The sequence below is a fragment of the Pelagibacterium halotolerans genome (assembly GCF_044811015.1).
Taxonomy (GTDB): domain Bacteria; phylum Pseudomonadota; class Alphaproteobacteria; order Rhizobiales; family Devosiaceae; genus Pelagibacterium; species Pelagibacterium halotolerans_A.
The window spans coordinates 2,101,861-2,115,836 of the sequence record NZ_CP085243.1; the positions used below are offsets into that span (position 1 = coordinate 2,101,861).

Annotated in this window: 10 protein-coding genes; 8 read left to right on the forward strand and 2 right to left on the reverse strand. The window is 62.4% G+C overall.

From position 1 onward, the window contains the following. Nucleotides 1–135: 135 nt before the first annotated feature. On the reverse strand, nucleotides 136–1,749 hold the full coding sequence (urtB, locus tag LG281_RS10350) for an urea ABC transporter permease subunit UrtB (protein WP_404400369.1): 1,614 nt from the start codon (nucleotides 1,747–1,749) through the stop codon (nucleotides 136–138). A gap of 84 nt (nucleotides 1,750–1,833) precedes the next feature. Then, the gene (gene urtA, locus LG281_RS10355; RefSeq protein ID WP_404406699.1) at nucleotides 1,834–3,087 is read right to left on the reverse strand and encodes an urea ABC transporter substrate-binding protein; all 1,254 of its coding nucleotides are present in this window, start codon (nucleotides 3,085–3,087) and stop codon (nucleotides 1,834–1,836) included. Nucleotides 3,088–3,716: 629 nt separating this feature from the next. On the opposite strand from urtA, the gene lnt reads away from it, so the two are divergent. The 8 genes from lnt (at nucleotide 3,717) to infB (ending at nucleotide 13,976) form a co-directional block, all read left to right on the forward strand. After that, nucleotides 3,717–5,321 carry an apolipoprotein N-acyltransferase gene (lnt, locus tag LG281_RS10360; RefSeq protein ID WP_404400371.1) on the forward strand — a complete coding sequence of 535 codons (1,605 nt, stop codon included), beginning with the start codon at nucleotides 3,717–3,719 and terminating at the stop codon, nucleotides 5,319–5,321. Between the two features lie 244 nt (nucleotides 5,322–5,565). Next, on the forward strand, nucleotides 5,566–6,735 hold the full coding sequence (gene metK, locus LG281_RS10365) for a methionine adenosyltransferase (protein ID WP_404400373.1): 1,170 nt from the start codon (nucleotides 5,566–5,568) through the stop codon (nucleotides 6,733–6,735). A gap of 71 nt (nucleotides 6,736–6,806) precedes the next feature. Further along, nucleotides 6,807–7,526 carry a tRNA (guanosine(46)-N7)-methyltransferase TrmB gene (trmB, locus tag LG281_RS10370; RefSeq protein ID WP_404400375.1) on the forward strand — a complete coding sequence of 240 codons (720 nt, stop codon included), beginning with the start codon at nucleotides 6,807–6,809 and terminating at the stop codon, nucleotides 7,524–7,526. 75 nt (nucleotides 7,527–7,601) lie between these two features. After that, nucleotides 7,602–8,267 carry an FAD-binding oxidoreductase gene (locus tag LG281_RS10375; RefSeq protein ID WP_404400377.1) on the forward strand — a complete coding sequence of 222 codons (666 nt, stop codon included), beginning with the start codon at nucleotides 7,602–7,604 and terminating at the stop codon, nucleotides 8,265–8,267. A 115-nt stretch (nucleotides 8,268–8,382) separates the two neighbouring features. Further along, the gene (gene rimP / locus LG281_RS10380) at nucleotides 8,383–9,006 is read left to right on the forward strand and encodes a ribosome maturation factor RimP (protein ID WP_404400379.1); all 624 of its coding nucleotides are present in this window, start codon (nucleotides 8,383–8,385) and stop codon (nucleotides 9,004–9,006) included. Nucleotides 9,007–9,024: 18 nt separating this feature from the next. Beyond that, complete coding sequence (nusA, locus tag LG281_RS10385; RefSeq protein WP_404400381.1) at nucleotides 9,025–10,638, forward strand: transcription termination factor NusA; 1,614 nt, start codon at nucleotides 9,025–9,027, stop codon at nucleotides 10,636–10,638. Between the two features lie 102 nt (nucleotides 10,639–10,740). After that, on the forward strand, nucleotides 10,741–11,361 hold the full coding sequence (locus LG281_RS10390) for an RNA-binding protein (protein WP_404400383.1): 621 nt from the start codon (nucleotides 10,741–10,743) through the stop codon (nucleotides 11,359–11,361). Further along, nucleotides 11,358–13,976 carry a translation initiation factor IF-2 gene (infB, locus tag LG281_RS10395; protein WP_404400385.1) on the forward strand — a complete coding sequence of 873 codons (2,619 nt, stop codon included), beginning with the start codon at nucleotides 11,358–11,360 and terminating at the stop codon, nucleotides 13,974–13,976. Before LG281_RS10390 ends, infB begins: the two co-directional genes overlap by 4 nt.

Consider the following 13,976-nt stretch of genomic DNA (forward strand, 5'->3'; position numbering starts at 1 on the left):
GGGCGGGCCTCCCCATGCTGAATCTGTATGCGGACTTTCGCACCCGCAGCAGGGCCGAGATCCGCTTGGCGGCGCCGGGCTGGGGCGTTCGGCGCGGAAGGGGTGAAAAACCGACAAGCCCGGTGCGCGTTATCATCATGCGTCCACCGCCCGTCCCTTGAGCGCGAACAGCCCGCGTGGGCGGCGCTGGATGAAGAGGATGATCAGGACGAGGATCACGATCTTGGCGAGCACCGCGCCGGCGAAGGGTTCGAGAAACTTGTTGGCGACCCCGAGCGTCAGGGCGCCCACGAGCGTGCCCCAGAGATTGCCCACGCCCCCGAAGACGACGACCATGAACGAATCGATGATGTAGTTCTGCCCGAGATTGGGCGAGACATTGTCGATCTGCGAAAGCGCGACGCCAGCGAGCCCCGCGACGCCCGAGCCGAGCCCAAAGGTCATTGCATCGACCCAGGGCGTGCGGATACCCATCGCCGAGGCCATGCGGCGGTTCTGCGTCACCGCCCGCATCTGGAGACCCAGGGATGTGCGGTTGAGGACCAGGAGCAGCAGCGCGAAGACGACAGCGGCGAAGATAACGATCCAGAGCCGGTTCCACGTGATCATGAGCCCCATGAACTCGAACGTGCCCGACATGAACGAGGGATTGCCCACATCTCGATTGGTCGGCCCGAAGATCGTGCGCACCCCCTGCTGGATGATGAGCGAAAGCCCCCAGGTGGCGAGCAAGGTTTCGAGCGGCCGGCCATAGAGCCAGCGGATGATCCCGCGCTCGATGGCGACGCCGACAAACCCCGTGACGAGGAAGGCCAGCGGGATCGCGATGGCGAGCGAATAGTCGAACGCCCCTGGGAAGGAGGTCCGGATCACCTCCTGCACCATGAAGGTGACATAGGCGCCGATCATCACCATCTCGCCATGCGCCATGTTGATGACCCCCATCACCCCGAAGGTGATGGCGAGCCCGATGGCCGCGAGCAGCAGCACCGAGCCGAGCGAGATGCCGTACCAGACGTTCTGGGCGACATCGCGCAGCGCGAGGGCTTGGTTGATCCGGTCGATCCCGGCAGTGATCGTTGCGCGCTGCGCGTCGGTCGTCGCATTGGCGAGGTTGCGGTTAAGAATGGCGAGGGATTCGCGGTCCGATCGCGATGCTATGGCTGCGATGGCTTCGGAGAACTGGTCTTCTGAGAGCTGATCGCCGGAGGCGAGCAGCGCGGCGGCGCGGGCTTGCTCCATGACCGCACGTACACGGACATCCTCTTCTGTGGCGATGGCCTCTTCGAGGAGCGGGATGTTGTCCGGATCTGCGGTCGAGAACATTTCCCGTGCCGCGCTCATGCGCGTCTGCGCGTTCTCGCTCATCAGCGTCAGATTGCCGATGGCGGCGGCGACGTCGCGGCGCAGCGAATTGTTGATGCGGATGCGTGAGAGATCGTCTTCAACGACGCCCTCGACCGGCTCTCCGGTCACCGCATCGCGGATCGGCCCAGAACCTGAAAAGATATAGATGCCGCCGGCGTCCGTCTCATAGAGATTGCCTTCCCCCAGCGCGCGCAGCACCGGGACCACCGCCGGATCGCCCGTCGCAACCAGCGCGGCGACGGCATCCTTGAGCTCATTGAGGCTCGCATCATACATCGAGGGAACGATCTCGGCAGCGTCCTGCGCGCGGGCGGGCGCAAGCCCTACGCAAAAAAGAGCGAGAAGGATGAAGAGGATGGCAAACGGACGGAGCAGGGGCATCGTGTCTTAAAGCGTTCCGTTGTGCGGGTTTCGATGTGGATGGGGGCGGCGAACCGTCCCCGTCCGGCTTGGAGGAAAGGAGCCTTATTCGGCGGAACCGCCACAGGTCTCTGTTTCGGTGTTGTAGTTCCCGCAGTTGATGGGATCGGTCCAATCGGCCGTCAGCGGCGCGGATTCGGGCAGGTAGTCGCTCCAGGCGTCGCCCGGGACGAGGTCCTCGGTCTCCCATACGACGAAGAACTGGCCATCGTCCTGGATTTCGCCGATCAGCACCGGCTTGGTGATGTGGTGGTTGGGCAGCATTTCCGCGACGCCGCCAGTGAGGTTCGGCACTTCGATGCCAACGATCGAGTCGATCACCGCATCGGCATCTGTCGTGCCAGCCGCCTCAACGGCTTCGACCCACATGTTGAAGCCGATATAATGGGCTTCCATCGGATCATTGGTCACGCGGTCCTCGTTGCCGATGAAGTCATGCCAGGCGGCGATGAATTCTTCGTTCTCGGGCGTTTCGACGCTCATGAAGTAGTTCCAGGCGGCGAGGTGGCCGACCAGCGGAGTCGTATCGAAGCCCGAAAGCTCTTCCTCGCCCACCGAGAAGGCGACAACCGGGATATCGGCCGCATCGACGCCCTGGTTGGCGAGCTCGCGGTAGAACGGCACGTTGGCGTCGCCGTTGATGGTGGAGACCACCGCCGTCTTCTTGCCCTCGGACCCGAAGGCGACGATGTCGGAAACGATCGTCTGCCAGTCAGAGTGTCCGAAGGGGGTATAGTTGATCATGATGTCTTCTTCAGCGACACCGGAATCCTTGAGGTATTGCTCGAGAATCTTGTTGGTCGTCTGGGGGTAGACGTAGTCGGTGCCCGCGAGCACCCAACGCTCGACGCCCTCCTCGTTCATGAGGTAATCGACGGCGGGAATGGCCTGCTGGTTGGGGGCGGCGCCGGTATAAAAGACGTTGCGCTGGGATTCCTCGCCCTCGTACTGGACGGGATAAAAGAGCAGCGAGTTGAGTTCTTCGAAGACGGGCAGAACGGACTTGCGGCAGACCGAAGTCCAGCAGCCGAACACAACGTCGACATCGTCGACTTCAACGAGGCGTCGCGCCAGCTCGGCGGCCAGCGGCCAGTCCGAAGCGATATCGACCACCACGGGCTCGAGCGGCCGGCCGAGCACGCCGCCAGCTTCGTTCTGCTGCTCGATGAGCATCAGCATGGCGTCCTTGAGCGTGGTTTCGGAAATCGCCATCGTGCCCGAAAGCGAATGGAGAATACCGACTTTGATCGGCTCGCCTTCTTGCGCGAGAGCCGGTGCGGCGATCAACGACGCCCCCATGGCCCCGGCCACAATCGCGCCCCCGATGCGCTTGGTCCAGTCTTTCATAATTGTCCTCCGACAGTTGCAGTTTGCACTGCCGGCAAGATTCGCAAGAAGCGTGCCAAGGGTCTGGGGCTGTGCGAAGCGGAAAGATTAATGAATTGTAAAGGCTTGCGAATCCCCGAGTCAGGCATGCTGTTCCGTTTAAAGCCGCACACGGAAAGTCCGGCCCATCAGACAAACAACCTCTCCGGAATGACTCGTTATGGTCAAGTAATAGGCAAGTCTGTTATGGCTGTCGCGTTTATGTGCACAATTTTCAGGCAATATCCCGATGACAGAGTCACGACACTGTCGTAAAGTGGCCGATGCCGGAGTCCTCCGGCAGAGGTTGTTTGCACCACAATCTCGTGCCCCGCGCCGTACTCGGCCGGGGCACATTGTTTTTTGGGGGTGGGAGCCGCTCTGGAGGAACCTGGGCTATTGACGTCCAAACCGATCCGCCCGCTCCCCACCCAGCGCGTCAAAGTGATGACGCGCGTGAGGAGACGTTGACGCCCCTCCCCACTCCCGGCAACTCTTGAACCTACGTGATTCGCCCAAGCGGGAGTTGGCCACACGCGATGACGCCTTTGGCGAATTTCACAATGTTGAGTTACGGTTGGCGCCGCGCGGTGCTGATGATGCTTGCGGGCGCCATCGGTGCGCTCTCGATGCCGCCGCTCTTCATTCTGCTCGCGCTGTTCATCGCCCTGCCCATGCTGGTCTGGGCGCTCGATGGTGCCGAGCACCGCGACGGGGTTCTTGGCAAGCTCTTCGGCCCGGCCTTTCGCATCGGGTTCTTTTTCGGGCTGGGCTATTTCCTTGCCGCCATCCACTGGATCGGCGCGGCGTTCTTCGTCGATGGCGGATGGATGCTTGTGGCCATGCCCTTTGCCGTATTGGCGCTGGCGGCGGGTCTTGCTATTTTCTGGGCATTCGGCATCGCGTTCGCACATCTTTTCTGGAGCACCGGCACTGCGCGCATCTTCGCGCTTGCGGCGGGCCTGTCGCTTGCGGAATTTGCGCGCGGCACGCTCTTTACCGGATTTCCCTTCGACCTTTTGGGCTATGCGCTCACCGCCAATGTCGAAATGATGCAGGCGGCGAGTCTCGTCGGCGTTTACGGGCTGACCGTTGTTGCGATCCTGATCGCGGCGACCCCGGCGCTCGTCTGGCCCGCCGCCGACCGCAGCCTCGTTACCCGCCTTGTTCCGCTTTTCGCGGCCATCGCGGTCATCGCCGTGCAGATCGGGTGGGGGTACCAGCGCGTGCAGAGCACCGCGGTCGTGCCGCAAGACGGCATGGTGATGCGCATCGTCCAGCCGGTGATCCCGCAGGACGTCAAATGGCAGGCCTTTGCGCGCGAGGAAACCGTCACCCGCCTCATTGACCTTTCGACAATGCGCACGCACCCCGAAGACCAGGGGCTCGACGACGTCACGCATCTCGTCTGGCCCGAAGCGGCGTTGCCCTTTTTCCTTTCGGAAGAACCCGAATATCTCGCGCGTATCGCACGGGCCCTGCCGGACGGCATCATCTTGCTCTCCGGCGCGCCGCGCGAACCTTATGGCACCGATGACCAGATCGTGCAGGGCGCCAAGCCGTATAATTCCATCTTTGCCTTCAATTCCGAAGGCGAGGTCATCTCGAGCTACGACAAAACCCATCTCGTCCCCTTTGGCGAATTCCTGCCGTTCGACGACCAACTCCGGGCGGTGGGCTTTTCGCAAATGGTCGCAGGCACCGACGGCTGGGCACACGGCGACGCGCGCAGGCTGATGACGCTACCCGGCACGCCACCCTTCCTGCCACTCATCTGTTACGAGGCGATCTATTCGGGCGGCCTTGGCGCCACGGTCGAGAACGCGGAGTTCATTTTCGTCGTCACCAACGACGCGTGGTTCGATGGATCGTTCGGCATCTCCCAGCTCTTCCATCACTCGCGCGTCCGGACGGTCGAGGAGGGGCTGGCGATGGTGCGCGCGGCCAATTCCGGCATTTCGGCGATCATCGATCCACTCGGGCGCATCACCGCGCGGATGGAAGCCGGTAAGGTCGGTGCCATCAAGGGCACACCCGCCCAACCCATCGCAAAACCGCTCTTTGCGCAGGTGCGGCATGTGCCGTTTTACGGACTAGCCGCTGCGTGCGCACTGATCGGACTTGGCGGATTTCTGGCTGGACGGAACAAAAGGCGCAAGCGCCGCTAGCCCGCACACCTTCCTCTGAGGGAGAAGGAAGGAGTGCTCATCACCGCCGTAACATAAAGATTGCTTTATATCCCGCTTGCAATATGGCTGCAGTCCTGTCACAAGCAATCCTGAAAGTGCGTGGAACTTTTCAATAGGTCGCGCGTCCGCACCGAAAAAGTGGGTCCCACTTTTCTGGACACGCTCCCGGCCCACGCACGCGCACTCCCGCGTGCGCCCTCGCCAACGACACATGAGGTTTAACGTGGCCAGTTCTTCCTATCTCTTCACCTCGGAATCCGTCTCCGAGGGGCACCCCGACAAGGTTTGCGACCGGATTTCCGACGGGATCGTCGATCTGTTCTTTGCAAAAGACCCCCATTCGCGCGTCGCGCTCGAAACCCTCACGACCACGAACCGGGTTATTCTTGCAGGGGAAACCCGTGGACCGGCTGAGATCGACGATGCTGCGATGGAAGAGGTTGCGCGCCGGGTGGTCAGGGATATCGGTTACGAGCAGGACGGTTTCCATTGGAAGACCCTCGATTTTGACTGCTATGTCCATGAGCAGTCTATCCATATCGCCCAGGGCGTCGATGCCAATGGCAACAAGGACGAGGGTGCTGGCGACCAGGGCATCATGTTCGGTTTCGCGGTCAACGAGACGCCGGAATTGATGCCCGCGCCGATTTCCTACGCACACAACATCCTCAAAAAGATGGCTGCCGCCCGGCACTCGGGCGAAGTCAAGGAATTTGGCCCGGATGCCAAAAGCCAAGTGACGCTGCGCTATGAGCACGGCAAACCGGTCGCGGCGACCTCGGTTGTCGTTTCGACCCAGCACATCGAGGGCGTCGATCAGGACACGGTACGCGAACTCGTGCGGCCCTTCGTCGAATCCACCCTACCCGAAGGTTGGATGCCGCCCGAGGAGGAATTCTACGTCAACCCGACGGGCGCCTTCGTCATCGGCGGGCCGGACGGCGATGCGGGGCTCACGGGCCGCAAGATCATCGTCGACACCTATGGCGGCGCGGCGCCCCATGGTGGCGGCGCGTTCTCGGGCAAGGACCCCACCAAGGTGGACCGTTCGGCAGCCTACGCCGCGCGCTACCTCGCCAAGAACGTCGTGGCCGCCGGTCTCGCCGAAAAATGCGTGATCCAGCTCTCTTATGCCATCGGCGTCTCCAAGCCGCTCTCGATCTTCGTCGACACCTACGGCACCGGAAAGATCGATGACGATGCACTGGTTCCGGTTCTGCGCAAGGTGATGGACCTTTCTCCGCGCGGGATCCGCACGCATCTGGGATTGAACAAGCCCATCTACGAGCGCACCGCCGCTTATGGCCATTTCGGCCGCACGCCGACAGACGATGGTGGGTTCTCGTGGGAGAAAACCGACCTCATCGAAGCCATTAAGGCCGAACTGACGTAAGGCGCACCCTTGCGGGCAGCCCAAAAGAAACGCTAAAGCGCAGCACCGAAACGTGCTGCGCTTTTTGCCTCATGACCGACAAGCCGAAAACCCTCAAACCCATCCCGCAGGATCCGCGCGGCCCGCGCGCCTTTTTCGGCCGGCGCGCCGGCAAGACGCTGCACAAGGGCCAGCGGGACCTGTTCGATACGCTCCTGCCGGTGCTCGCCGTCGATGTCTCGGCTCCGGTCGATCCGCATGCACTGTTTCCCGAAGCGAAACGCATTCACCTCGAAATCGGCTATGGCGGGGGCGAACACCTCGCGCGCATGGCGCAGGAACACCCCGAGGATGGCTTTATTGGCTGCGAAGTCTTCACCGGCGGCATCGGCAAGCTGCTTGAAACGATCGACACCGAGGGGTTGGACAATATCCGGCTCTTCCCCGACGACGTCATCAAGCTCCTCGCGGTCATGCCGGATGCCTGCCTCGATATGATCTACGTGCTCTACCCGGATCCCTGGCCCAAGGCGCGGCACCACAAGCGGCGACTGATCCAGCATGCCATGCTCGAAAACTTCGCGCGCGTCCTCAAACCCGGCGGCACGCTGCGGTTCGCGACCGATATCGAGGACTACGCCAATTGGACGCTGGCGCATGTGCTTTTGTCTGACGATTTCGTCTGGCCGGTTCAGGAGCCGGGCGCGTGGCACACCCCCTATCCCGGCTGGCAAGCCACACGCTACGAGGCCAAGGCGCGGCGGCAGGGACGGATGGAGAGCTTCTACCTTGCATTCACGCGGCGTGGTTGACTGCGCGCTGGAACGCCTTGGACCCTTTTGGGATTGAGCAAAAGTAACTCAAGCTTTTGCCACCAAAGGATTGCCATGACCCATCAGCTCACGATCAACAGTATCGAACCTGTCACCCACAACGTTCGCCGCTTCAGGCTCGAAAAGCCCGAGGGGTTCCGATTCGAGCCAGGCCAGGCGACAGAGGTCGCGATCGACAAGGACGGCTGGCGCGACAACAAACACCCGTTCACATTTACCTCGCTCAACGACTGGCCCGAGCTTGAGCTCACGACGAAGATCTATCCCGAGCGCCAGGGCGTCACGGACCAGCTCGGCAGGCTGCAGCCGGGGGACCATCTTCTGATCGACAACCCTTGGGGCACGATCCAATATAAGGGGAAAGGTACGTTTATCGCCGGTGGCGCCGGTGTGACACCCTTCATCGCGATCCTGCGGCAGCTCGAAAAGGATGGCGCGCTTGTGGGCAATACGCTCCTGTTCTCCAACCGCACGGAAGGCGACATCATTCTCAGAAACGAGTTCGAGCTCATGAGCGGGCTGCGGACCATCTATACGCTGACCGATGAGGACATGCCGGGCTACGAGCATGGCAGGATCGACAAGGCCATGCTGGAACGGCACATCGACGACTTCTCGCAGCATTTTTATGTCTGCGGTCCGGACGCCATGGTCGACGATATCAAGGCGATGCTCGCGGAACTGGGGGCCGAGGCGGATAGCGTGGTCTTCGAGCAATAGCGGCATCTTGCAATTGCTGCCGCGCAGCGTTATATCGGCGGGCAACAATCTCAGAACCAATGAGAGAGTGGGCGCCAACCGGCCCCGCTCTTTTTTGTTACCTACGCGCGAGACTATGCCAGCAAACACAAAGCGCTACATTCGTGAATCGGCCCTCGAAGCCCGGATCGCCGCGATCGTCGAACCGGTCGCGGAGTCGCTGGGCTACGATCTCGTGCGCGTGCGCGTGACCAACGACAACGGCTGCACACTGCAGATCATGTGTGAAAACGAGAACGGGCAGTTCGCCATCGAGGACTGCGAGGCGCTGCATCGCGACGTCAATCCGGTCCTCGATCTGGAAGACCCCATCGATCGGGAGTATCATCTTGAGATCTCCTCGCCCGGCGTCGACCGGCCGCTCGTCAGGGCCCGCGACTTTATCGCGTGGGTGGGGCACGAGGCCAAGGTCGAGCTGTCAGAGCCCGTCGATGGCCGTAAGCGGTTCCGCGGCGAGATCGTGGGCGCGGATGACGAGACCTTTTCCATCCGCCTGCCCGATGCGCCGAAAACCGAGGATGCCGTGCACCAATTGCCGCTCGCGGCGCTTGCGGATGCCAAGCTCGTGATGACCGACAGGCTTCTGGATGCCGCGCGCAAGGCGCAAGAAGAAACACCCGGTTTCGATGACGACGATGACACCATCGAAACCCTTTACGATGAAACCGACGGCGAAGACGCCGCGGATCGCCAGAACTAGATACTGGAGACGAAAGACATGGCCGTTTCAGCCAACAGGCTTGAGCTTTTGCAGATCGCCGACGCGGTGGCGCGGGAGAAGTCGATCGACCGCATGATTGTGATCGAGGCGATGGAAGAGGCGATCCAGCGCGCCGCCAAGGCCCGTTATGGCGCGGAGACGGAAGTCAAGGCCGAGATCAATCCCAAGACCGGCGATCTGCGCCTGTGGCGGCTGCTCGAAGTGGTCGAGACGGTTGAAGAATACGGCCGGCAGATTGCGCTCGAAGACGCCAAGGCCAAGAACGAGGCGGCCAAGATCGGCGACTACGTCACCGAGCCCCTGCCCCCCATCGAGTTCGGCCGCATCGCGGCGCAGTCGGCCAAGCAGGTGATCGTCCAGAAGGTGCGCGATGCCGAGCGCGAGCGCATGTACGACGAATACAAGGACCGTATCGGCGAGATCGTCAACGGATCGGTCAAGCGCGTCGAATACGGCAACGTGATCGTCGATCTGGGCCGTGGCGAAGCCATCATCCGGCGCGACGAACTCATCCCGCGCGAGCTCTTCCGCTATGGCGACCGCGTGCGTGCCTATATCTACGACGTCCGCCGCGAGCAGCGCGGGCCGCAGATTTTCCTCTCGCGCACGCATCCCCAGTTCATGGCCAAGCTCTTCCAGCAGGAAGTGCCGGAAATCTACGACGGCATCATCACGATCCGCTCGATTGCCCGCGACCCGGGCTCGCGCGCCAAGATCGCGGTGACCTCGTCGGATTCCTCGATCGACCCGGTTGGCGCCTGCGTGGGCATGCGCGGCAGCCGCGTTCAGGCGGTTGTCGGAGAATTACAGGGCGAAAAGATTGATATTATCCCCTGGACGAACAATATAGCAGATCTGGTCGTTTCGGCGCTTCAGCCGGCCGATGTCGCCAAGGTGGTCCTTGACGAACAGGCCGAGCGCGTCGAAGTGGTGGTTCCCGACGAGCAACTTTCGCTCGCCATCGGTCGCCGCGGCCAGAACGTGCGGCTGGCCAGCCAGCTTCTGGGTTGGGATATCGACATTCTCACCGAGCAGGAAGAGAGCGAGCGCCGGCAGAAGGAATTCACCGAACGGTCGACGCTCTTCATGGAAGCGCTCGATGTCGACGAGATGGTGGCTCAGCTTCTGGCATCCGAAGGCTTTTCCTCGATCGAGGAACTGGCCTATGTCGATCTCTCGGAAATCGCCTCGATCGGCGGATTCGACGAGGAAACGGCGACGGAAATCCAGAACCGCGCGACCGAATATCTCGATGCGGTCGAGCGCGAACAGGACGAAGAGCGCAAGAAGCTCGGGGTCGAGGACGCGCTTTACGACATTCCGGGGCTCAATGCCGCGATGCTCGTGGCCCTGGGCAAGGACGGGGTCAAGACGGTCGAGGATTTCGCGGGCTATGTGGCCGACGACCTGATTGGCTGGACCGAACGCAAGGATGGCGAAACCCAGCGGTTCGACGGCGTGCTTTCGGCGTTCCCGCTCTCGCGGCAGGAAGCCGAGGACATGATCATGGCCGCACGGCTGAAGGTCGGCTGGATCACTGAAGAGGACCTTCCGGTCGTCGAGGACGAGATGGCCGAAGCCGAGGGCGTCGAAACCGGGGCCGCCGAGTAGTCGTTGTTTATCGCGTTTTCGCTTGTGCGGCCCTTTGGGTCGAACCGGGAAAGTGGTCTCCACTTTTTCTGAAAACGCTTCAGAAAGGGCCGAACGAACGCCTTGGGACGTCAAAAGGAGATCGTGCGCACATGTGCGCTCAGCCGGGTTGAAAAGCCGGCATCCGAGCTCATTCGATTCGCTCTGTCTCCTGACGGCGTGCTTGCGCCCGATATCGACGGCAAGGCGCCAGGGCGTGGGGTCTGGATAAGCCTTTCGCGGGCCGCCGTCGAAGAGGCGGTTAAAAAGAAAGTCTTTGCCCGCAGCCTCAAGACGCAAGTCCAGGTGCCGTCCGACCTTGCGTTATTGACCCGGACGCGGTTAGAACAGCGGCTCATGGGCGCGCTTGGACTGGCGCGGAAGGCGGGACAACTCATTACGGGCGCGGCCAAGGTGCAGAGCCTTCTTACCAAGGGTGAAGCGGCCGCACTCATTACAGCGCGCGACGCGGCACCGGACGGACGGCGCAAGATGCTCCAGGCCGCAAGACGCGCGCCGCACGGGGGAATAGACCTCGTGCATATCGAATCCCTGACCTCCACCCAATTGGGTTTGGCATTGGGGCTCGAACATGTGATACATGCAGCGCTCGCTAGCGGCGCGGCAAGCCATTCGGTGATCGAAAGGGCCAAACGGCTGGCCCAGTTCGATGCCACAGACGAAAGAGAAGACGACAGCCTATGAGCGATAAGGACAACACAAGCGACAACTCGGGTTCGGGGAAGAAGACCCTGACCTTAAAGGGCGCGCCCAATGTCGGCGCAAAGCCCGGCGTGTCGCGTTCCTCACGCACCGTCGTTGTCGAAAAACGGACGCGTCGCGTCGGTGCGCCGGGTGCCGGTGGTGCGCCCTCGGGTGCGTCCGGCGGCGGACGGCCGCAAGGCGGCCAACGTCCAGGTGGGCGCCCGCAATCGGGCGGTCCGCGCGCGGGTGGCGCACCTGCGGGTACGCTGACCCAGAGCGAGGCACAGGCACGCGAACGTGCGTTGCGTGAAGCAGCCGCGCGCGCCGATGAGGACAAGCGCAAGGCTGAGGAAGAGGCCAGGCGCCACGCTGAAATCGACGCCCGCCGCAAGGCCGAGCGTGAGGAAGCCGAGCGCAAGGCCGCCGAAGAGGCTGCGCGCCAGGCCGAAGAAGCAACCGAAGCCAAAGACGCGCCCAAGGACGAGCTCGACGAGATCGTTCCTGTCAAGGCAGGACAGGCCCGGCCCAAGCCGGCGCACAGACCCTCGCCCAAGGCCGCTCAACCCGATATGCCGCCCCCGCCCCCACCGGGCGAAGGTGAGGACGACCGCGTACGCCGCCGTGCCGCGCCCGCGCCCAAAGCCCTTGTGGACCGGGACGAGCTCGAGCGTGCCAAGCGCTCGGCTGCGCCCAAGCCCTCGAGCCAGCCTTCTCGCCGCGACGGCAATTCGCGTGGACGGCTCAACGTCAATTCCGCGCTCGCGGACAATGATAGTGATCGTGGCCGCTCTCTGGCGGCAATGCGCCGGCGGCAGAACAAGAAGATGGGCAAGACCGCCAAGGTCGCCCAACCCAAAATCAGCCGTGAAGTGACGCTACCCGAAGCTATCACGGTGGCCGAGCTGGCCAACCGTATGTCCGAGCGGGCGGTCGACGTCATCAAGCTCCTGATGGGTCAGGGGCAGATGCTCAAAATCAATGACGTGATCGATGCGGATACCGCCGAACTGGTCGCGACTGAAATGGGGCACACCGTCAAGCGCGTGGCCGACAGCGACGTGGAAGAAGGGTTGTTCGAGGAAACCGGCGATGCCGACGAGGCCGATCTGGCCGGCCGTCCTCCGGTCGTCACGATCATGGGGCACGTCGACCACGGCAAGACCTCTCTGCTCGACGCGATCCGGGAAGCCAAGGTGGTGGATTCGGAAGCTGGCGGGATCACCCAGCATATCGGTGCCTATCAGGTCGAAAAGAACGGCCAGAAGATCACGTTCCTCGATACGCCGGGCCACGAGGCGTTCACCGCGATGCGTGCTCGCGGCGCCCAGGCGACCGATATCGCTGTCCTCGTGGTTGCCGCGGACGACAGCGTAATGCCGCAGACGATCGAATCGATCAAACATGCCAAGGCGGCCGGAGTGCCGATCATCGTTGCGATCAACAAGATCGACAAGCCGGATGCCGATCCCAACCGCGTGCGCACGGCACTCCTGCAACACGAAGTGTTCGTCGAGTCGATGGGCGGCGAAGTGCTCGACGTCGAGGTCTCCGCACTCAAGAAGACCAATCTCGATGGACTTCTCGATGCCATCCTGCTGCAAGCGGAAGTGGCCGAACTCAAGGCGCCTGAAAAGGGCAATGCCCAGGGTTTGGTGATCGAATCCAAGCTCGACAAGGGCCGCGGTGCGGTCGCGACGGTTCTGGTGCAGCGCGGGACGCTCAATGTCGGGGACATCCTTGTCGCCGGCACCGAATGGGCCAAGGTCCGCGCGCTGATCGACGACAAGGGCCGGCAGGTCAAGTCCGCCGGTCCCTCGACCCCGGTCGAAGTGCTCGGGTTCTCCGGCGTGCCGGACGCGGGCGACCGGTTCGCGGTCGTCGAAAGCGAAGCGCGTGCCCGCGAGGTCACCGAGTACCGTCAGCGTGCGATCCGTGAAAAGACCGCGGGCGGCGGCGCGACGAGCCTTGAGCAGATGATGCAACAGCTCAAGGATTCGGACATCTCCAAGGTGCCGCTGGTTGTCAAGGGCGACGTGCAGGGTTCGGTCGAAGCGATCGTGACCGCACTCAACAAGCTCTCGACCGACGAGGTCTCCGCGCAGATCCTTTATTCCGGCGTGGGTGGGATCACCGAAAGCGACGTGACGCTGGCAACCGCCTCCAAGGCGGTGATCATCGGGTTCAACGTGCGTGCCAACAAGCAGGCCGCCGAACTCGCCAGCCGCGAAGGCATCGAGATCCGTTACTACAACGTCATCTACGACCTTATCGACGACGTGAAGAACGCGATGAGCGGTCTTCTCGAGCCGGAAGTGCGCGAAACCTTCATCGGGTACGCGGAAATCCTCGAGGTGTTCAACATCTCGAAAGTCGGCAAGGTCGCCGGTTGCCGGGTCACCGAAGGAACCGTGGAGCGCGGCGCGGGCGTGCGTCTCCTGCGCGACAATGTCGTCATCCACGAAGGCAAGCTCTCGACGCTCAAGCGCTTTAAGGACGAGGTCAAGGACGTGCCTGCCGGCCAGGAATGCGGCATGGCCTTCGAACGCTACGAAGACATGCGTGCAGGCGACGTCATCGAATGCTATCGCGTGGAAAAGATCCAGCGGACGCTGTAA

Coding starts and splice junctions, on each gene's coding strand:
- LG281_RS10375 (WP_404400377.1), top strand. CDS start 7,602: ATGACCCATCAGCTCACGATCAACAGTATCGAACCTGTCACCCACAAC.
- lnt (WP_404400371.1), top strand. CDS start 3,717: ATGTTGAGTTACGGTTGGCGCCGCGCGGTGCTGATGATGCTTGCGGGC.
- infB (WP_404400385.1), top strand. CDS start 11,358: ATGAGCGATAAGGACAACACAAGCGACAACTCGGGTTCGGGGAAGAAG.
- trmB (WP_404400375.1), top strand. CDS start 6,807: ATGACCGACAAGCCGAAAACCCTCAAACCCATCCCGCAGGATCCGCGC.
- urtB (WP_404400369.1), bottom strand. CDS start 1,749: ATGCCCCTGCTCCGTCCGTTTGCCATCCTCTTCATCCTTCTCGCTCTT.
- nusA (WP_404400381.1), top strand. CDS start 9,025: ATGGCCGTTTCAGCCAACAGGCTTGAGCTTTTGCAGATCGCCGACGCG.
- rimP (WP_404400379.1), top strand. CDS start 8,383: ATGCCAGCAAACACAAAGCGCTACATTCGTGAATCGGCCCTCGAAGCC.
- urtA (WP_404406699.1), bottom strand. CDS start 3,087: ATGGGGGCGTCGTTGATCGCCGCACCGGCTCTCGCGCAAGAAGGCGAG.